General features: G+C 59.3%; 16 protein-coding genes. 2 read left to right on the top strand and 14 right to left on the bottom strand.

Going from position 1 to position 18,717, the window contains the following annotated elements:
- Window positions 1–33: 33 nt before the first annotated feature.
- The 13 genes from FHL07_RS19265 to dksA all read right to left on the bottom strand — a co-directional run bounded on the left by FHL07_RS19265 (window position 34) and on the right by dksA (window position 16,058).
- Window positions 34–1,047 (bottom strand): class I SAM-dependent rRNA methyltransferase, encoded by a 1,014-nt coding sequence (locus FHL07_RS19265; RefSeq protein WP_095002559.1) that lies wholly within the window; start codon window positions 1,045–1,047, stop codon window positions 34–36.
- Between the two features lie 177 nt (window positions 1,048–1,224).
- Entirely contained in the window at window positions 1,225–2,406 is a 1,182-nt protein-coding gene (locus tag FHL07_RS19260) for an acetyl-CoA C-acetyltransferase (protein ID WP_095002560.1), read from the bottom strand.
- 157 nt (window positions 2,407–2,563) lie between these two features.
- On the bottom strand, window positions 2,564–3,433 hold the full coding sequence (locus tag FHL07_RS19255; RefSeq protein ID WP_138738792.1) for an oxygenase MpaB family protein: 870 nt from the start codon (window positions 3,431–3,433) through the stop codon (window positions 2,564–2,566).
- A gap of 52 nt (window positions 3,434–3,485) precedes the next feature.
- Window positions 3,486–5,150: a glucose-6-phosphate isomerase gene (pgi, locus tag FHL07_RS19250; protein ID WP_130872502.1), complete on the bottom strand. Its 1,665-nt coding sequence runs from the start codon at window positions 5,148–5,150 to the stop codon at window positions 3,486–3,488.
- Between the two features lie 265 nt (window positions 5,151–5,415).
- Window positions 5,416–6,276 (bottom strand): pantoate--beta-alanine ligase, encoded by an 861-nt coding sequence (panC, locus tag FHL07_RS19245; RefSeq protein WP_095002563.1) that lies wholly within the window; start codon window positions 6,274–6,276, stop codon window positions 5,416–5,418.
- Window positions 6,273–7,073, bottom strand: a complete 801-nt coding sequence (gene panB, locus FHL07_RS19240) for a 3-methyl-2-oxobutanoate hydroxymethyltransferase (RefSeq protein WP_095018772.1) — start codon at window positions 7,071–7,073, stop codon at window positions 6,273–6,275. The genes panC and panB overlap by 4 nt, the downstream gene beginning before the upstream one ends.
- A 222-nt stretch (window positions 7,074–7,295) precedes the next feature.
- Entirely contained in the window at window positions 7,296–7,778 is a 483-nt protein-coding gene (folK, locus tag FHL07_RS19235) for a 2-amino-4-hydroxy-6-hydroxymethyldihydropteridine diphosphokinase (protein ID WP_095002565.1), read from the bottom strand.
- Window positions 7,779–7,781: 3 nt separating this feature from the next.
- Window positions 7,782–9,176, bottom strand: a complete 1,395-nt coding sequence (locus FHL07_RS19230) for a polynucleotide adenylyltransferase PcnB (RefSeq protein WP_095002566.1) — start codon at window positions 9,174–9,176, stop codon at window positions 7,782–7,784.
- 735 nt (window positions 9,177–9,911) lie between these two features.
- Entirely contained in the window at window positions 9,912–11,345 is a 1,434-nt protein-coding gene (locus tag FHL07_RS19225) for a sigma-54-dependent transcriptional regulator (RefSeq protein ID WP_095002567.1), read from the bottom strand.
- A 22-nt stretch (window positions 11,346–11,367) separates the two neighbouring features.
- Window positions 11,368–14,322, bottom strand: coding sequence for a sensor histidine kinase (locus tag FHL07_RS19220; RefSeq protein ID WP_165446546.1), 2,955 nt, complete (start codon window positions 14,320–14,322; stop codon window positions 11,368–11,370).
- Complete coding sequence (locus FHL07_RS19215; RefSeq protein ID WP_003176118.1) at window positions 14,306–14,482, bottom strand: hypothetical protein; 177 nt, start codon at window positions 14,480–14,482, stop codon at window positions 14,306–14,308. Before FHL07_RS19215 ends, FHL07_RS19220 begins: the two co-directional genes overlap by 17 nt.
- A 78-nt stretch (window positions 14,483–14,560) precedes the next feature.
- The gene (gene gluQRS / locus FHL07_RS19210) at window positions 14,561–15,448 is read right to left on the bottom strand and encodes a tRNA glutamyl-Q(34) synthetase GluQRS (RefSeq protein WP_095025613.1); all 888 of its coding nucleotides are present in this window, start codon (window positions 15,446–15,448) and stop codon (window positions 14,561–14,563) included.
- A gap of 169 nt (window positions 15,449–15,617) precedes the next feature.
- A complete protein-coding gene (gene dksA / locus FHL07_RS19205; protein ID WP_016783419.1) occupies window positions 15,618–16,058 on the bottom strand; it encodes an RNA polymerase-binding protein DksA in 441 nt (146 codons plus the stop codon).
- Window positions 16,059–16,380: 322 nt separating this feature from the next.
- Between dksA and FHL07_RS19200 the strand changes: the two genes are divergently transcribed.
- Together FHL07_RS19200 and sfsA are read left to right on the top strand one after the other, a co-directional pair.
- Window positions 16,381–17,553, top strand: a complete 1,173-nt coding sequence (locus FHL07_RS19200) for a pyridoxal phosphate-dependent aminotransferase (protein WP_095002570.1) — start codon at window positions 16,381–16,383, stop codon at window positions 17,551–17,553.
- On the top strand, window positions 17,553–18,260 hold the full coding sequence (sfsA, locus tag FHL07_RS19195; protein WP_133144029.1) for a DNA/RNA nuclease SfsA: 708 nt from the start codon (window positions 17,553–17,555) through the stop codon (window positions 18,258–18,260). The genes FHL07_RS19200 and sfsA overlap by 1 nt, the downstream gene beginning before the upstream one ends.
- Here sfsA and FHL07_RS19190 read toward each other — a convergent pair.
- A complete protein-coding gene (locus FHL07_RS19190) occupies window positions 18,243–18,581 on the bottom strand; it encodes a Rieske (2Fe-2S) protein (protein ID WP_138738791.1) in 339 nt (112 codons plus the stop codon). The two genes, sfsA and FHL07_RS19190, sit on opposite strands and share 18 nt — an antisense overlap.
- Between the last annotated feature and the right edge of the window lie 136 nt (window positions 18,582–18,717).

Below are 18,717 nucleotides of genomic sequence, written 5' to 3'. Positions count from 1 at the left end.
GTTCCGAGACGAACGCCGTATTGGGAGAATGGATTAAAACTGAAGGATCAGGGTTTTCAGCGGTGGCTGCTGATCCAGGGACGGGAAATCGCTGGCCGGACTCATGACCTGCCAGTCGCGAACCGGGCGGCCAGCTTTCTCGGCGCAACGCAAAACCTGCTCGCGCCAGTCGTCCATGCTGACCTTTGCCAGATTGTTGCAGCAGATCAATACGCCGTCTGGTGCGGTGGTCAGTACGGCCGGCTTGAGCAAGCTTTGGTAGTCGCGCAGCAGATCGACCGTGCCGAAGGCACTCTTGGCCCAGGCAGGCGGGTCGAGCAGCACGAGGTCGTATTCACGCTGATCCATGCGCGGGTAGGCAGGCAGCTTGTGACGACGCTGAATGATTGGCAGACCGGCCAATTGGCGGATGGCCGCGAAATAGTCGGACTGTACGAATTTCATTTTTGGCAGTTCAGGGTTCAGCAGGCCGTTTTCGCGACCAACCGCCAGATTGCCTTCGGCGAAATCGAGGTTGCAGACTTCGCTGGCTCCACCTGCAGCGGCACTCAGGCCAACACCACAGGTGTAGGAGAACAGGTTGAGCACGCTTTTGCCGGCACTGTGCTGCTTGACCCAGCCACGGGCGTTGCGCAGGTCGAGAAACAACAGCGGGTCTTGCCCGGCATGGCGGCCGCGCACCCGGTACTTGAGGCCCCATTCGTGGCCGACGGTGTCTTCAAGGGCGGCGTCTTCGGCGCGGTACACGGTGTCTTCGCGATCGATACGCGAGTTGCCCTGGGAGCGGTCGTTGTAGACCAGCAGCAGGTCGAGGCCCAGGTGGCGATTGATGGCTTCGTGCAGTTGCAGCAAATCATCGCGCTCAAGACGTTGATGAAAGCTTTGTACCAGCAGTTGCGGGCCGTAGCGGTCGATGGTCAGGCCGCCGGCGCCTTCCTGGCTGCCGTGGAACAGGCGATAGCAGTCGGTGCCTTGGGCGTGCAGCTCGGCCAACAGGTCGTGACGATTATCGAGGGCGGCGCGCAGCGCCTGATTCAAGGAAGACATGCATTGCGCCTTGGGGGACAGATAAGGCGCGGCAGTTTAGCAGAATAGGGCTGGTGATTATTGCTGCGTTGCTCTTGTAGCCGCTGTGGGAGCGAGCCTGCTCGCGAAGGTCGTTCGCGAGCAGGCTCGCTCCCACAGGATGGCTTGACCGGCAACAGAGTATCTACACGTTTTGCATTACTCCCGCTCGATCGCCAGCGCTACGCCCTGACCACCGCCGATGCACAAGGTGGCCAGGCCTTTTTTGGCGTCGCGCTTGAGCATTTCGTGAAGCAGGGTCACCAGGATCCGGCAACCTGACGCACCAATAGGGTGGCCAATGGCAATTGCGCCGCCATTGACGTTGACCTTGCTCGCGTCCCATTGCAGTTCCTGGCCCACGGCCAGCGCTTGTGCGGCGAAGGCTTCGTTGGCTTCGATCAGGTCCAGTTGCTGCAAAGTCCAGCCGGCTTTGCTCAGGCAACGCTGGGTGGCACTGACCGGGCCGATGCCCATGATGGCCGGATCCACGCCGGCATTGGCGTAGGCCGCGATTTTGGCCAGCACCGGCAAGCCCAGGGCCTTGGCCTTGGCGGCGCTCATGAGCATGACCGCGGCTGCGCCGTCATTGAGTGAGGAGGCGTTACCTGCGGTGACAGAGCCGTCTTTTTTGAATGCGGGACGCAGTTTTGCCAACGATTCGGCGGTGGTGCCAGCGCGCGGTTGCTCGTCGGTAGTGAATGCGATCGGATCGCCTTTGCGCTGCGGGATCAGGACGGGGGTGATTTCATCGACAAAGCGCCCGGCTTCAATCGCCGCAGTGGCTTTTTGCTGTGAGGCGGCGGCGAAGGCGTCTTGCGCTTCACGGCTGATGTCGTATTTAGCCACAAGGTTTTCGGCGGTAATGCCCATGTGGTAGTCGTTGAACGCATCCCACAGGCCATCGCTGATCATGGTGTCGACGATCTGACTGTGGCCCATGCGCAGACCGGTGCGGGCACCGGGCATGATGTAGTTGGACAGGCTCATGTTTTCCTGGCCGCCGGCGATGATCACCTCGGCATCGCCGCATCGAATGGCCTGGGCCCCCAGGTGCAGGGCCTTGAGGCCCGACCCGCAAACCTTGTTCAGGGTCAGTGCCGGTACCGCAAACGGCAGGCCGGCCTTGATTGCCGCCTGGCGGGCAGGGTTTTGCCCGGCACCGGCGGTCAGTACCTGACCCATGATCACTTCGTCGACCTGGGCGCCATCCAGGCCAGTTTGTGCGAGTAATTGGCGAATGACGGCGGCACCCAGTTCCACGGCAGGTACATGGGCCAGCGAACCTTGAAAGCTGCCAACGGCGGTGCGGGTAGCCGCAACGATTACGACGTCTTGCATTGCTTGAGTCCTCTTTATTCTTGGAGTGTTGTGTCCGGATTCAGGCGGGCATGGTGGCATAAATCGGTGTTGAGTTCATCGCGGGCAGGCCCGCTCCCACAAGAGCACCACAGATCCTGTGGGTGCGGGCCTGCCCGCGATGCCAACGTAGCGGTTTTCAGCCAAGCCCCATGCGCCGTCGCGCCCGTTGTACCGAACCGTTGCGTACGGCCCAGCGCAGGATTGGCGCGGTGCTGTTGACCCCGGCCCGCACCCCTTTGCGAACCATCGGGCCTTGATGCAGCTCCAATTGATCGCTGGCCCAGTCGGGCAGTAAATCGATCCCGGCCTGCATCATCAATGCACCAAATGGTTTGGCCAGCAGGCTGGGGGCAGGGGCGTTGAGCAGCAGGCGAATGACTTCACTGCTGCGCTCATCGCAAAGCAATTGCGGGCGAACGCTGTCGAGGTAATCGGCTACTTGCTGACGTGAGCGCGGTACGTGGGTGGCGCCCAGGCGTTCAGCGATCATGGCGATTTCGTCGTAGTAGCGGTCCTGATCTTCAGCGGATAAATGCGGGTTGCGATAGCGCAGGTGGGCGGCGAGAAAATTGCTGACTTCGGCCACATGCACCCAGGTCAGCAGCTCGGGGTCGCTGGCCGCATAGGGGCGGCCATCGAGACCGGTGCCGCTGACTTGCAGGTGGATGGTGCGCACTTTGTCGATCAGCCAGTTGGCATCGCCAGTGGCGCCGAAGGTGGTACCTGAAATGAACTGCCCGGTGCGGCGTAGCCGACCCAGCATGTCTTCGCGGAAACTGGAGTGGTCCCACACCCCGGCCAGGGCCAGTGGGTGCAAGGCTTGCAGCATCAAGGCGCTGATGCCGCCAATCAGCATGCTGGTGAAGTCACCGTGGACCTGCCAACTGATGGAGTCCGGGCCGAACAGGCCGGGGTCGCCCTTGGGGTTTTCGAGGTCGAGCTTGCCGAGGGAAAGCCCGGTCAGGCTCATGATCTGGCGCTCGATGGGGCGGCGGATAAATTCCATTATGCCTTTCTCGATGGTGCCAGCCAGTCGATGAAAACTGGCTGGCTATCAATCACCCGCGGTGACGGCCGCGGAAGTAGTTGATCAGGCCCTGGGTCGACGCATCGTCGGCAGGCTCTTCCTGGATACCGGTCAGACGGTTGTATACGCCTTTGCCCAGCTCCTTGCCCAGTTCAACACCCCATTGGTCGAAGGCGTTGATGCCCCAGATCACGCTTTGCACAAACACTTTGTGTTCGTACAGCGCAACCAGTGCACCCAGACGGCGCGGGCTGATGCGTTCCACCACCAGGGTATTGCTCGGGCGGTTGCCCGGGATCACCTTGTGCGGTGCCAGTTTTTTAACTTCTTCTTCGCTCATGCCCTTGTCGCGCAGTTCAGCTTCGGCTTCTGCGCGGGTTTTACCCAGCATCAGCGCCTGGCTTTGCGACAGGCAGTTGGCATACAGCCATTGATGGTGGTCGGACACCGGGTTGAAGCTGACAATCGGCACGATAAAGTCGGCCGGGATCAGTTGGGTGCCTTGGTGCAGCAATTGGTGGTACGCATGCTGACCGTTGCAGCCCACTCCACCCCAGATCACCGGGCCAGTATCGGTTGACACCGGAGTGCCGTCCTGGCGCACGCTCTTGCCGTTGGATTCCATATCCAGTTGTTGCAAGTGCTTGGTGATGTTGCGCAGGTAGTGGTCGTACGGCAGGATCGCGTGGCTTTGCGCGCCCCAGAAGTTGCCATACCACACGCCCAGTGCGGCCATCAGTACCGGCATGTTCTGCTCGAACGGAGCAGTCTGGAAGTGCTGGTCCATGCTGTAGGCACCGGACAGCAGCTCTTTGAAGTTGGACATGCCGATGGCCAGGGCAATTGGCAAACCGATGGCTGACCACAGCGAGTAACGCCCGCCGACCCAGTCCCACATCGGGAAGATGTTCTCTTCACGAATGCCGAATGCCACGGCTGCCGCGTTGTTGCTCGACACGGCGATAAAGTGGCGATGCAGCTCAGCTTCCGAACCGCCCTGAGCCAGGTACCAGGCTCGTGCCGCCTGGGCGTTTTTCAGGGTTTCGAGGGTATTGAAGGACTTTGACGAAACAATAAACAGCGTGGTTTCGGCGCGCAGTTTTGCGGTCAGTTCATGGAACTCACTGCCGTCGATGTTCGCCAGGTAATGGCAGCGCACACCTTTTTGCGCGTAGGACAGCAACGCTTCAGAAACCAGCTCAGGGCCGAGGAACGAGCCGCCGATGCCGATATTGACGATGTCGGTGATTGGCTTCTCGGTGTAACCGCGCCACAGACCGTCGTGAATCCGGCCGACCAGCTCGGTCATCTGGTTCAGGACTTTATGCACCTCGGGCATGATGTTCACGCCGTTGACCGACAGTTTGTCGGCAACCGGGCGACGCAGCGCGGTGTGCAAGGCCGGGCGACCTTCGGAGGCGTTGACGATTTCACCGCCGAACAGCGATTTGATCGCGCCTTTGAGGTCGACCTCATTGGCGAGGTCGACCAGAAGGTCGCGGGTCTCGTTGGTGATCAGGTTTTTCGAGTAGTCCAGAAACAGCCCGCAGCTGCTCAGGGTGAATTCTTCAAAACGTTTCGGGTTGCTGTTAAACGCGTCACGCATGCTGAAGTTTTGCATGCTGGCACGGTGAAGTTTCAACGCTTGCCAAGCGGGCAGAGCGGTAACGTCGTGAGGGGTGCGGTAGTACGCCATCGCTGCGGATATCCTTTTTGCTTGAACTGCCTTTGGACACTGAAAACACCTGCGCCTGGTTTTTCTTGTTCAGGCGTTCGGTCGGTCTGATTCTGCACGTTAACTGGAAGCAGGGCGATTACAGTAACCTTCGCGCCTGCTTCTGTCTTGGCTTTGTCTGACACCGAGAAGTAACTTTTGTCACAGTTACGTCACAGCAGGTGAAACGTTTCAGTGTTTCTTTATGGAGTGCGGGTCATTCCGCGGTTCCGCACAGGCGACTCTGTCAGAGCGCGCTGTCGAGATTAAGATGTACGTTGTCGATCAAACGGGTGGCACCCAGGAAGGCCGCAACCAGAATTACCAGGTCGCGATCAGTCGCCTGCGCCGGTAGCAAGGTCTGTGCGTGGCGCACTTCCAGGTAGTCCGGACGAAAACCAATGGCTTCGATTTGCGCCAGATGCTGGCGCACCAGGGCCGGGTAGTCGCGCTCACCGGCTTCGATGGCGCGCGCCATTTCACTCAGGTGACGGTACAGGGCTGGCGCCAGGGCTCGCTGCTCTTCGCTCAGGTAACCATTGCGCGAGGACAGGGCCAGGCCGTCTTCGGCGCGCACGGTGGGTTCGCTGATGATCTGGATCGGGAAGTTCAGATCGTTGACCATTGCGCGAATGACTGCCAGCTGTTGGTAGTCTTTTTGCCCAAAGATCGCCAGGTCGGGCTGAACCATGTTGAACAGCTTGCTGACCACGGTGGTCACACCATCGAAATGCCCCGGGCGACGGCTGCCGCACAGTTCATTGCTTAATTTGGCAGCAGTAACACGGGTCAGGCCGTCCATGCCGTTGGGGTACATTTCTTCAACGGTCGGGGCAAACAGCAAGTCACAGCCTGCCTGCAGAAGCCTTTCCTGGTCGGCTGCCAGGGTGCGCGGATAGGTATCCAGATCTTCGTTGGCGCCAAACTGCAGCGGGTTGACGAAAATGCTCGCCACCACGAAATCGGCTTGTTGTGCGGCGGTGGTTACCAGTGCGCCATGGCCACTGTGCAGATTGCCCATGGTCGGGACCAGTGCTATCTGTTTGCCTTCACGGCGTGCGCGGGCGATGACGGCGCGCAGTTCGCGAACGGTTTTAACTGTGTTCATGCAGAGAATCCGTGTTCGGTAGCAGGAAAGCTGACGGCTTTGACTTCAGTGACGTAGGCGCGCAGGGCGGACTGGATATCGGGCTGGCCGCTCATGAAGTTTTTCACGAACTTGGGCACGCGGCCGGTCAGTGAAAGGCCCAGCATGTCGTGCAGCACCAGGACCTGGCCGTCGGTGTCACTGCCGGCGCCGATGCCGATGACCGGGATCTTGACCGCGTGGGTGATCTCTTTTGCCAGTTCGCTGGGTACACATTCGAGCAACAGCATGGCCGCCCCTGCCTGTTCCAGGGCAATGGCATCGGCACGCATCTGGCGCGCCTGGTTTTCGTTGCGGCCTTGTACCTTGTAACCCCCCAGCACGTTCACGGTCTGCGGGGTCAGGCCCATATGCGCGCACACGGGGATGCCGCGTTCAGTCATGGCCCGGATCGACTCGGCCAGCCACACGGCGCCTTCGACCTTGACCATATGCGCGCCGGCCTTCATCAGCACCGCGCTGTTGTTGAGGCTTTGTTCCAGGGTGGCGTTGGCCATAAAGGCCATGTCCGCCAGGATCAGAGCGTCCTGGTTACCGCGTTTGACGCAGGCCACGTGGTAGGCCATGTCAGCGGTCGTCACAGGCAATGTACTGTCATGCCCTTGTAGAACCATGCCCAGGGAGTCGCCTACCAATAGCACTTCAACACCGGCCTGATTGCAGGCGTGGGCGAAGGTGGCGTCATAGCACGTCAGCATGGTGATTTTTTCACCTTTTTGCTTAAGGCCTTGCAGGGTGGTCAGGGTAATAGCTGGCATGAAAAGGATCCTCGTCAGGCAGTGTGGTAACCACTGCGAGTAACGCGTGTGATTCATCGTTATGAACAGGCACACCTTTATAGAGGGCGCTTATAAAGCCTGCTTTTCACATTGCACCATCCTGTGGATGGCTGCGGGATGCCTATAGTCGTGACGAGGGCACTGGAAGTCAATTCCGGGTGTTACCGCAATGGTGTTACCCGGGTATTGATTCGATTCAGCTTAAGAGGGGATTCGCTCAAGCCCGATAAATGGGCAGTCATCGAGCAATTGCGCGAGCGTGCGGCCATCGGAGAGTTTCAGCGATGCTGGCGCCAGTTCGGCCAGCGGATACAGCACAAAAGGCCGGGCGTGCATGTGGTAGTGCGGAACTTTAAGGCGGGGCTCGTCGATCAGGCGATCGCCGAATAGCAAGATGTCCAGGTCCAGAGTGCGCGGGCCCCAACGCTCTTGACGCTCGCGTCCCTGGTCCAGTTCGATGGCCTGCAGGGCATCGAGCAGGTCCAGCGGCGCCAGCGAGCTGTCGATGGCCGCTACGGCATTGGTGTAGCGCGGCTGGCCAGGCAACAGCGAATCGCTTTGATAAAATGCTGAAACCCCGATGAGTCGGGAGTCCGGCAATTGCGCCAGGGCCTGGACAGCACTGCGCAATTGATCCGCCGGGTCAGCCAGATTGCTGCCCATTCCAATGTAGACGCGTTCCATCGCTTACTCGTCCGCTGCGGCGCTGCGTTTACGCTTGGCACCGCTGGTACGGCGACGTTTGCGCGGTGCAGGACCGGTACCGTCATCCTTGGCGTTGCTCAGATCGCGGATCATCTCGCGGCGGCCGCTGTCATTGGCGTCCTGATAGTCGGTCCACCATTCGCCCAGGCCATTGGTCTGCTCGCCGGCGCTTTCACGCAAGAGCAAGAAGTCATACCCGGCACGGAAACGCGGGTTGTCGAGCAACATGTCGGCGCGTTTGCCGCTGCGACGCGGCAGGCGCTCCTGCATGTCCCAGATCTCGCGAATCGGCATGGTGAAGCGCTTGGGAATAGCAATACGCTGGCATTGCTCGGCGATCAGTTCATGGGCGGCTTCCTGCATGGCAGGAATGGGCGGCATGCCTTGATCTTGCAGGCGCAATACGCGTGCAGGCAACGCGGGCCACAACAGGGCGGCAAACAGGAAGGCCGGGGTCACCGGTTTGCCCTGTTTGATGCGCAGATCAGTGTTGCGCAAGGCTTCGCTGATCAGGGTGTGGGTGTAGGTCGGGTTGTGCTCCAGTGCTTCGGCGCTGGCCGGGAACAGAGGGTCGAACAACTCGAGGTCAACCAGCATCTCGAAGGTGTCGGAAGCGTTACCGGAGAGGAACAGCTTGAGCACTTCTTCGAACAGGCGCGCGGAAGGGATTTCCCGCAGCATCGGCGCCAGTTCGCGGATTGGTTCGGCGGTGTGCTTTTCGATACCAAAGTTGAGCTTGGCGGCAAAGCGCACGGCGCGCAGCATGCGAACCGGGTCTTCCTGGTAGCGCTGTTGCGGGTCGCCGATCAGGCGCAGCAAGCGGTTGCGGATATCGTGTACGCCATTGGCGTAATCGAGGATGCGCTCGCTGACCGGGTCGTAGTACAGGGCGTTGATCGTGAAGTCACGACGCTGGGCGTCTTCTTCAAGGGTGCCGTAGACGTTGTCGCGCAAGATGCGCCCGCTTTCGTTACGCGAGGACTGGTTGCTGTCTTCCTCTTCGTCGTTTTGCGGGTGATTGGCACGGAAGGTCGCGACTTCAATGATTTCGCGGCCAAAGTGGATATGCACCAACTTGAAACGACGACCGATGATTCGCGCATTGCGAAATTCGGCGCGCACTTGCTCGGGCGTGGCGCTGGTGGCGACGTCAAAGTCTTTTGGCGTGATATTGAGCAGCATGTCGCGTACGCAACCGCCAACCAGATAGGCCTGGTAACCGGCGTTCTGCAGGCGTTCGACGATATTGACCGCGTAGCGGCTGAACTGGGCACGTTGCAGCGAGTGTTGGCTGCTGTTGAGCACTTCAGGGGTGCTGCGCAGTTGTTGCGTACGACGCTTGGGAGAACGGAATGACTGGAACAGCTTCTTCAGCATGGGATGCACTGTTTGAAGGAATGTTCGGCCAAAACGAAGAATGACCGCATGATGGGCGGGGATTCTAGCATTTAGTCAGGGGATGGTGTAGGACGCTTAGCCGCTCTTGCGAGCGAAGCTGCAAGCCGTAAGCATAAATAGCTGTAAGAGGCGCGGTTTAGACGGTTGCTAGGGGATTTGTTAAATCGCAGAAACCACAAGGGGAGCCGAAGCTCCCCCAGAATTAGTTGCGTGCTCTATTTTTATTATTGATTGCGGGCTTTTTGTTTTTGTTAATCGCCCTGGTTACAAAGGTCTTGCCTGTGCAACCCTCCCAATCGGGAGATAAGAGCAAACGGATTGCTTTGGTCGCTGCGTTGATGTGATCAATGATCCAACCAGTTCAGGCTCTGCTTTAAGTGCAGTTTTTGTTGTTCTCTGCCTGGTCGCGGGGCAAGCCCCATTTACAACACCTCTCCAAAACAATCAGTTAGCTGCGCCTCCGCCGTGTTGTTCTTGTTATGCGTGAGCCGATACGTCTTATTTTTATTGTGTGCTGCTGTGATTCTTATTGTTCTTGTACGAATACATATAGCAGGGTGCGTGCCAACTTTTGTGCGGCCCAGCAAAATAAGGGGTTTTCAGGGTTTTGGCCTTTTTCCGGGCAAAAAAAAGCCGGGTCATCGTTACCGTAAGCCCCGGCTTTTGTTACGTGATTTAACAGAGGTAACAGTTGGTTACCTCTGGCGCTGTTACCTAGCCCTCGCTTGGCACGCCGGTTTTGCGTCGCGGGATTCCCAGACGCTGACGTCGCTCCCACAAGCATTTGCGGCTGACCCCCAGTTTTCGAGCCAGTTCGGTCTCGGTCATATGGTCCTGATGCTCAAGGACGAAGTGCTGGAAGTAGTCTTCCAGTGACAGGTCCTCGGTGGGATCAAGGCTGGTGTTACCGTTACTGATGCTCTGCTGCGGGGCCAGGCCGATGAAGTCATCGTCTTGCAGGTCGCTCAGTTCAATATCGATACCCAGCAGTTCAGCCGAGATTTCCGGGCTTTCACAGAGGATCACCGCGCGCTCAACAGCGTTTTCCAGCTCGCGCACGTTACCCGGCCATGAGTAATGGCTGATCGCCCGTTCGGCATCGGGGGCGAATTTGAGGTCGGTGCGACCCACGCGAGCACTTTGGCGGGCGAGGAAGGCGTTGGCGATTTCGTTGACGTCAGCGCCACGTTCACGCAGCGCAGGCAGCTTGAGCGCGATAACGTGCAGGCGGTAGTACAGGTCTTCGCGGAACTGGCCTACCTTGGCCAGGCTTTTCAGGTCGCGGTGGGTCGCGGCAATCAGGCGAACATCGACCTTTTGCGACTGTACCGAGCCAACCCGGCGAATCTCGCCTTCCTGCAGCACGCGCAGCAGTCGGGCTTGGGCCTCAAGCGGCAATTCGCCGATTTCATCGAGGAACAGCGTGCCGCCATCGGCCGCTTCAACCAGACCGGCACGGCCAGCGCTGGCGCCGGTAAACGCGCCTTTTTCGTGGCCGAACAGTTCGGACTCGATCAGGGATTCCGGGATGGCCGCGCAGTTGACCGAGATCATCGGTGCTTTGGCGCGGCGCGACAGGTTGTGCAGGGCGCGGGCTACCAGCTCTTTACCTGTGCCGGATTCACCCTGGATCAGCACATTGGAGTCAGTGGGCGCTACTTTGCGAATCTTGCTGTACATGTCCAGCATTGGCGGGCACGAACCGATGATGCCGATTTCACCGTTGCTGTTATCCACCGTGTTTTTGTCAGCGGTGCCTGCTTTGGCAGGGCGTTCGGCCGGCGCGCTCTGGGTGTTTTGCCGGTCACGCAGAATGCGCGCCACCGCTTGCAGCATTTCGTCGTGATCAAAAGGTTTGGCGATGTAGTCCACCGCGCCCATTTTCATCGAGTCCACGGCCGAGCGCAGGCTGGCATAGCTGGTCATGATCAGCACCGGCTTGCCCTGGCCAAGCTTGATCAGCTCGGTCCCCGGAGCGCCGGGCAGGCGCAGGTCGCTGACAATCAAGTCAAACGACGGGATGCTGAACTGCTCCTGCGCCTCTTGCACCGAGCCAGCCTCGCTGACCTGGTATTGATTGCGCTCCAGTAAGCGGCGTAGGGCGGAGCGGATGATGGTTTCATCTTCGACGATCAAAATATGCGGCATTGATTCGGTTCTCTCGACGGTCTCAGTTCACAGCGGACGTCGCTTCGACATGACGCGGTAGTGTCACCCGGATACGGGTTCCGCGTTGGCTGTGAATGTCAGCCGGGCTGTCGATGGTGATTTGTCCATAATGCTCTTCAACGATGGAATAGACCAGTGCAAGGCCCAGACCTGTACCTTCGCCAGGGTCCTTGGTGGTGAAAAACGGTTCGAACAACCGGTCCATGATGTTCTGCGGAATGCCAGTGCCTTCATCTTCCACGATAAGGTCGACGGTGTGCTCGCTGGCCTCGCTCTTGACCCGTACGGCACTGCCGGCAGGCGTCGCGTCGCGGGCGTTGGAGAGCAGGTTGATCAATACCTGGGCGAGCCGCTGCGGGTCGCCGTCGACCCAGTGGTCCGGGTCGCACAGGTTGTAGAATTGCACTTCGAAATTGCGTCGGTTCAGGGCCAGCAGGCCAATGGCATCCTGGGCTACTTCGGCCAGACAGACGGGCTCGTCATTGTGTTGATGGCTGCCGGCATGGGCGAAGCTCATCAGAGACTGGACGATGCGTGAGATGCGTTTGGTCTGTTCAAGTATCTGGCTGCTGATTTCGGTCAATTCGCCATCGTCTTCGCGTTCCTCGCGCAGATTCTGCGCCAGGCAGGCAATGCCGGTGACCGGGTTGCCGATTTCGTGAGCCACCCCTGCCGCCAGCCGCCCAATGCTGGCCAGGCGTTCGGAGTGCACCAGCTTGTCTTCGAGCATCTGGGTTTCCGTCAGGTCTTCGACCAGCAGCACCAGGCCGCTGTTACCCGGTGCCAGCGGCTCGTCAATGGCGGCTTTGTGCAGGTTGAGCCAGCGGGTCTGGCCATCAAGGGCCAGGTGCTGCTTATGCAAGTGTTCGTCCGGCAGGTCGATAAAACCTTGCAGCAACTCGCGCCATGGATCGCCCAGGGTACCCAGGCGCGAACCCACCACGCGCTGGGCCGGGATGCCGGTCAACTCTTCCATGGCCTTGTTCCACATCAGGATCTCTTGATCCTTGGCCAGTGAACACACGCCCATCGGCAACTCTTGCAGGGTCTGGCGGTGATAACGGCGCAAGGCGTCGAGCTCGGCTGCCAGCCCGGTAAGGCGTGAGTGGTAGTCCTCAAGCCGGCTTTCGATAAAGTGAATGTCCTCGGTAACGTAGTTTTCGCCGCCGGACTTGTAGGGCAAAAAGGTTTCGACCATATCTTGTGCGACGCTGGGGCCCATCAGGCCGGAAAGGTTGGCTTCGATCCTGTCGCGCAGGCGTCGCAAGGCATAGGGGCGACGTTCATCGAAAGGCAGGAAAAGGTCACGCAGCGCCTGTTCGACTTCTTTTTGCGCCGCTTTGGCGCCCAGAGGTTTGGCCAGCTGAGTAGCGAACTCCTGCGGGGAGGCCGCGTGCAGCTCGCGACGTTGCGGGCGGCGTACGTTATCCACAGCACAGGCTTCGGCGGCACTGGCTTCTTCAGGGCTGGCGTTGGTGAACAGGGAAATCAGGGTGAACATCAGCACGTTGGCCGCCAGCGAGGCGATGGCTGCCATGTGCCAGCTGGTATCGTCCAGCACATAGATCATGTTCAACCACGGGATATAGAAGCCCTGGAAGTTGCCGATCAGCGGGAACAGCATGCTCGCCATCCACACCAGTATCCCGGCCAGCAGACCGGCAATAAAGCCACGTCGGTTGGCCGTCGGCCAGTACAGTACCGAGAGCACGCCCGGCAAAAACTGCAACGTGGCGACAAAGGCCACGATGCCGAGGTTGGCCAGATCCTGCTCGGCGCCCAGCAGCAGGTAGAAGCCGTAGCCGGCCATGATAATGGCAACGATCAGGGCGCGGCGGGTCCACTTCAGCCAGCGGTAGATATTACCTTCGGCGGGCGGTTGATAAAGCGGCAGCACCAGGTGGTTGAGGGCCATGCCCGAAAGCGCCAGGGTGGTGACGATAATCAGCCCGCTGGAGGCCGAAAGCCCGCCCACATAAGCCAGCAGCGCCAGGGGTTTGCTGTTGGCGGCAATACCGATACCGAGTGTGAAGTATTCCGGATTGGTGGTGGCGCCCAGCTTGAGGCCGGCCCACAGGATCAGCGGCACGGCCAGGCTCATCAGCAACAGGAACAGCGGCAGGCCCCAGCTGGCGCTGACCAGCCCGCGCGGGTTGAGGTTCTCGGTGAAGGTCATGTGATACATGTGCGGCATCACAATGGCCGAGGCGAAAAATACCAGCAGCAGGGTGCGCCATGGCCCTTCTTGAAGCGGTGTGTGCAGTGCGGCGAGGGCGGTCTGGTTCTGCAGCAGCCAGACTTCCAGCTGTTGCGGGCCATCGAACACGCCATAAAGCGCGTAAAGGCCCACACCGCCAATGGCGATCAGCTTGATCACCGACTCAAAGGCAATGGCGAATACCAGGCCTTCGTGTTTCTCACGGGTGGCTATATGCCGAGAGCCGAAGAAGATCGTAAACAGGGTGATCAGTGCGCAGAAGCTCAGGGCTACGCGGTGTTGCACCGGCTCGCGGGTGAGGATGCTGATGGAGTCGGCCACGGCCTGGATTTGCAGGGCCAATAGCGGTAACACGCCTATCAGCATGAAAATCGTGGTCAGGGCTCCGGCCCAGGTGCTGCGGAAGCGAAAGGCGAACAGGTCGGCCAGCGATGAGAGCTGGTAGGTGCGGGTGATTTTTAGAATGGGGTAAAGCAACACAGGCGCCAGCAGAAAAGCCCCGGAAACCCCAAGGTAGCTGGACAAAAAGCCGTAGCCATATTCGTAAGCCAGCCCCACTGTGCCGTAGAACGCCCAGGCACTGGCGTAAACGCCCAAAGACAGGGTGTAGGTCAGCGGGTGACGAATGATTGCGCGCGGGATCATGCCGCGTTCACTGATCCAGGCCACGCCAAACAGCACCAGCAGGTAGGCGGCGCTGATCAGGATCATCTGGGTCAGGCTAAAGCTCATCGGCATCTTTTTGGCTCTGCAGAATAAAGGTCACAACGATCAGAATCAGCCAGAGCAGATAGGGCCGGTACCAGGCGCCTGTCGCATCGATCCACCAATCCATGATGGCGGGAGAAAACAGGTAGATCCCGACAACCAGCAACAGGACCAATCGATAGATATACATCCCGCCCTCACTTTTACAGGCCGCATGCCCAAAAACGTGCGGCGATGGTAACGGATGGCTGGCAACCTGCAAGGGCTGTCAGCGTAATTGCGCCTCGGCGAGGGTCAGTGTGCGTGGGATATTGGCGGCGTTCCAGTGGGCAATGCCCCAATCCAGCACCTCACGCGGGGTAGCGTCGTTCAGGTGTTGCTCTGTTTTCTGACCCAGAGCACGCAGGGCCCGCAGCAGCAGCGGGGTGGCCTGCTCCGGGGTCAGGGGCGGTGAGCGATAGGATTTGCCGAGTTTGTGGCCATCAGGCTGCACGATCAGTGGCACATGCAGATAGCGCGGTTGTGACAAACCCAGCAACTCTTGCAGGTAAAGTTGGCGCGGGGTGGAGTCGAGCAGGTCGGCGCCACGCACGATATCGGTCACACCCTGGGCGGCATCATCGAGCACCACCGCCAATTGGTAGGCATAGAGTCCGTCGCGGCGACGAATCACGAAATCACCGACATCGCGCCCCAGGTGCTGGCGGAACTCGCCCTGAACCCGGTCGGTGAAGGCATATTCCAGCTCAGGGACGCGAATGCGGATGGCTGCGTTATCCATTGAGTGCCCGGCATTGCGGCAAAAGCCGGGGTAAATGCCGTTGTAACCTTCCAGCTGTTTGCGTGAACAGGTGCAGGCGTAGGCCAGGCCCATGCTGAACAGTCGGTTTAGCACGTGCGCATAGGCTTCGTGGCGCTCGCTTTGACGGACCAGTTCGCCGTCCCATTCAAAACCGTAGCGCTCAAGGGCATCGAGAATCGCGGCCTGGGCGCCGGGCATTTCCCGCGGCGGATCGAGATCTTCCATGCGCAGCAACCAGCGGCCACCTACGGAGCGGGCATCGAGGTATGACGCAAGGGCGGCGACCAACGAGCCAAAATGCAGATGGCCACTGGGCGTTGGGGCGAAGCGCCCGATATAGGAGGGTGCAGTCATGGACGTGGGCCGATTTCTTGTGGGAGCGGGTTTGCTCGCGATGGGGCAACCCGGTTTTGAACCTTTGGCGCGGTGATGCTATCGCGAGCAAGCCCGCTCCCACGCAGGGCACTGAAATTTCACAAACAAAAATGGGGCGTTCGCACGCCCCATCTGGTCAAGTTGGCGATTACTTGCCGACTTGTTTTTCCTTGATTTCAGCCAAGGTCTTGCAGTCTACGCACATGTCGGCAGTAGGGCGGGCCTCGAGTCGACGGATACCGATTTCGACGCCGCAGGATTCGCACCAGCCATATTCTTCGTCTTCAATCAGTTGCAGCGTCTTGTCGATTTTCTTGATCAGCTTGCGCTCGCGATCGCGGGCGCGCAGTTCCAGGCTGAATTCTTCTTCCTGGCTCGCGCGGTCGGATGGGTCAGGAAAGTTTGCCGCTTCGTCTTTCATATGATCAACGGTGCGGTCGACTTCCTGCATCAAGTCCTGTTTCCACTTTTGCAGAATCTTGGTGAAGTGTTTACGCATGGGCTCGCCCATGTACTCTTCACCCTTCTTTTCAACGTAGGGTTCGAAGCCGCTAAGTTGAGTATTCTGTTGCTTTGCTTGTGTGGGCATGAAATGGACCGCCTCTCATTCTTCTAATCCATTGCGCAGGATTGCAACATCACCGACACCTGCCGGCCCTGCGGCTGCAAGCGGGCGAACTTACCAGATCAAATCGGGCTGCGCTACTCCCGCATGTCCAGCCCGTTCTCAGGGTATGTGTGCAGAGCCTGTGGTGCTTGAGATTAGTGGCTAATTAATAATTTTAGTCGAGCTATGACTAAAGGCCGGGTTGTTTGGTTCTATCGGCAAGTGGGCTAAGACCGTAATTAGCTCTCTCTTATAGCACTGCTTGGGTAGAATCGGCTTTTTGCTTACCCAGGAAGGCAGGCTCATGGCTCAGTCATACAGTGCGCGCAGCCGCGCAATCGAACCGTTCCACGTGATGGCGTTGTTGGCGCGGGCCAATGAGTTGCAGGCTGCCGGGCACGATGTGATTCACCTGGAAATCGGCGAGCCGGACTTCACCACGGCCGAGCCGATCATTGCTGCCGGCCAGGCTGCCCTGGCCGCCGGCAAAACCCGTTATACCGCCGCCCGTGGCCTGCCGGAACTGCGTGAAGCGATCAGCGGGTTTTACCGGCAGCGCTATGGCTTGAATATCGACCCCGGGCGAATTCTTATAACGCCCGGTGGTTCTGGTGCCCTGTTACTGGCTTCCAGCCTGCTGGTTGATCCGGGTAAACACTGGTTGCTAGCAGACCCAGGCTACCCATGTAACCGACATTTCCTGCGTTTGGTAGAGGGGGCGGCCCAACTGGTGCCTGTAGGCCCCGATGTGCGCTATCAACTCACAGCCGAACTGGTCGAACGCCACTGGAACCAGGACAGCGTAGGCGCGTTGGTGGCGTCCCCGGCCAATCCGACCGGCACACTGTTGAGTCGTGACGAACTGGCAGCCCTGTCTGCAGCGGTCAAGGCCCGCAATGGGCATCTGGTGGTGGATGAGATCTATCACGGCCTGACCTATGGCTGTGATGCGGCGAGTGTGCTGGAAGTTGATGACAGCGCGTTTGTGCTTAATAGTTTTTCCAAGTATTTCGGCATGACCGGCTGGCGCCTGGGCTGGCTGGTGGCGCCGCCTGAGGCAGTGGCCGACCTGGAGAAACTCGCACAGAATCTCTATATCAGCGCGCCAAGCATGGCCCAGTACGCAGCATTGGCCTGCTTCGAACCGCAGACCCTGGCGATTCTGGAAGAGCGTCGGGCCGAGTTTGGCCGTCGTCGCGATTTCCTGTTGCCGGCCTTGCGCGAGCTGGGCTTTGGCATTGCGGTTGAGCCTGAAGGTGCGTTTTACCTGTATGCCGACATCAGCGCGTTTGGCGGTGATGCCTTCGCGTTTTGTCAGCATTTTCTGGAAACCCAGCACATCGCCTTTACCCCAGGCCTGGATTTCGGCCGTTACAAATCCGGGCATCACGTACGCTTTGCCTATACCCAAAATTTGCCACGCCTGCAGGAAGCTGTTGAGCGGATTGCCCGTGGCCTCAAGAGCTGGAAGGGCTGATGCGTTTTTCACCTGAACTGGAAGAAGGGCGCCTGATCAAGCGCTATAAGCGATTTTTGGCGGATATCGAAACCAGCGCTGGCGAGTTGATGACCATCCACTGCCCGAACACCGGTTCCATGCTCAATTGCATGGTCGAGGGTGGTCAGGTGTGGTTCAGTCGTTCCAACGACCCCAAACGCAAGTTGCCGGGTACCTGGGAAATCAGCCAAACCCCGCAAGGACGGCTGGCGTGCGTGAACACCGGGCGCGCCAATCACTTGATCGAAGAGGCGCTGCTGGCCGGGGTGATTACCGAGCTGGAGGGTTTTACCGCGCTCAAGCGCGAGGTCCCTTACGGGCAGGAAAAAAGTCGCATCGATTTTCGCCTTGAGTACCCGCAGGGCTTTGCCTATGTCGAGGTCAAGAGTGTCACCCTGGGGTTTGACGGTTCCCGTGTCGCGGCATTTCCGGATGCCGTGACCCAGCGTGGCGCCAAGCATCTGCGCGAGCTGGCGACCCTGGCGAAGGAAGGCGTGCGTGCGGTGCAGCTGTATTGCGTCAACCTGACGGGGATCGATGCGGTGCGTCCGGCTGAAGAAATCGACCCGGGTTATGCCGCTGCCCTGCGCGAGGCTGTGGCGGCCGGGGTGCAGGTGCTGGCATATGGGGTCAGCCTGACATCGGATGCTGTAGTGGTTGATCGCCGTCTAGGCGTCATCCTCTGAGGCTTGCGGTGTAATCCAGATCCCTTGGCCGTCTTCACGGCAGTCAAGGGCTGTCAGAAATTGTCCCGCGCAAGGCCCGGCCACGCATTCCCCGCTTTCGATCAGGAACAATGCTGCGTGGGTTGAACACTGGATCAGGCTGGCGCTGGGGTCGAGAAACTGGTCGGGTTGCCATTCCAGTGCCACCCCGCGATGGGGGCAGCGGTTTTTGTAGGCATACACCCGGCCCTCCCGGCGAGTGATCAGCAGCCGCACTTCATCCAGCTCAAAGCCACGGCTGGTACCTTCGCTCAGTGCGTGCGATGAGCATAAAAACTTCATGACAATCCTTAATAACAGCTAAACGGTTGAGTCGATGACGGGTTTCAGAGCGGGTTAACAGGTTGACGTGCAAATGCAAACAATTATCAAATGGCGGCTTGCTCTGCATGTGCTGTTTTCACAGCGTGAAAATTGT

Source organism: Pseudomonas sp. FSL W7-0098, assembly GCF_005930585.1.
Taxonomy (GTDB): domain Bacteria; phylum Pseudomonadota; class Gammaproteobacteria; order Pseudomonadales; family Pseudomonadaceae; genus Aquipseudomonas; species Aquipseudomonas bubulae.
The sequence above is the reverse complement of the archived record's forward strand: the minus strand, read 5'-3'. Positions and strand labels throughout refer to the sequence as shown.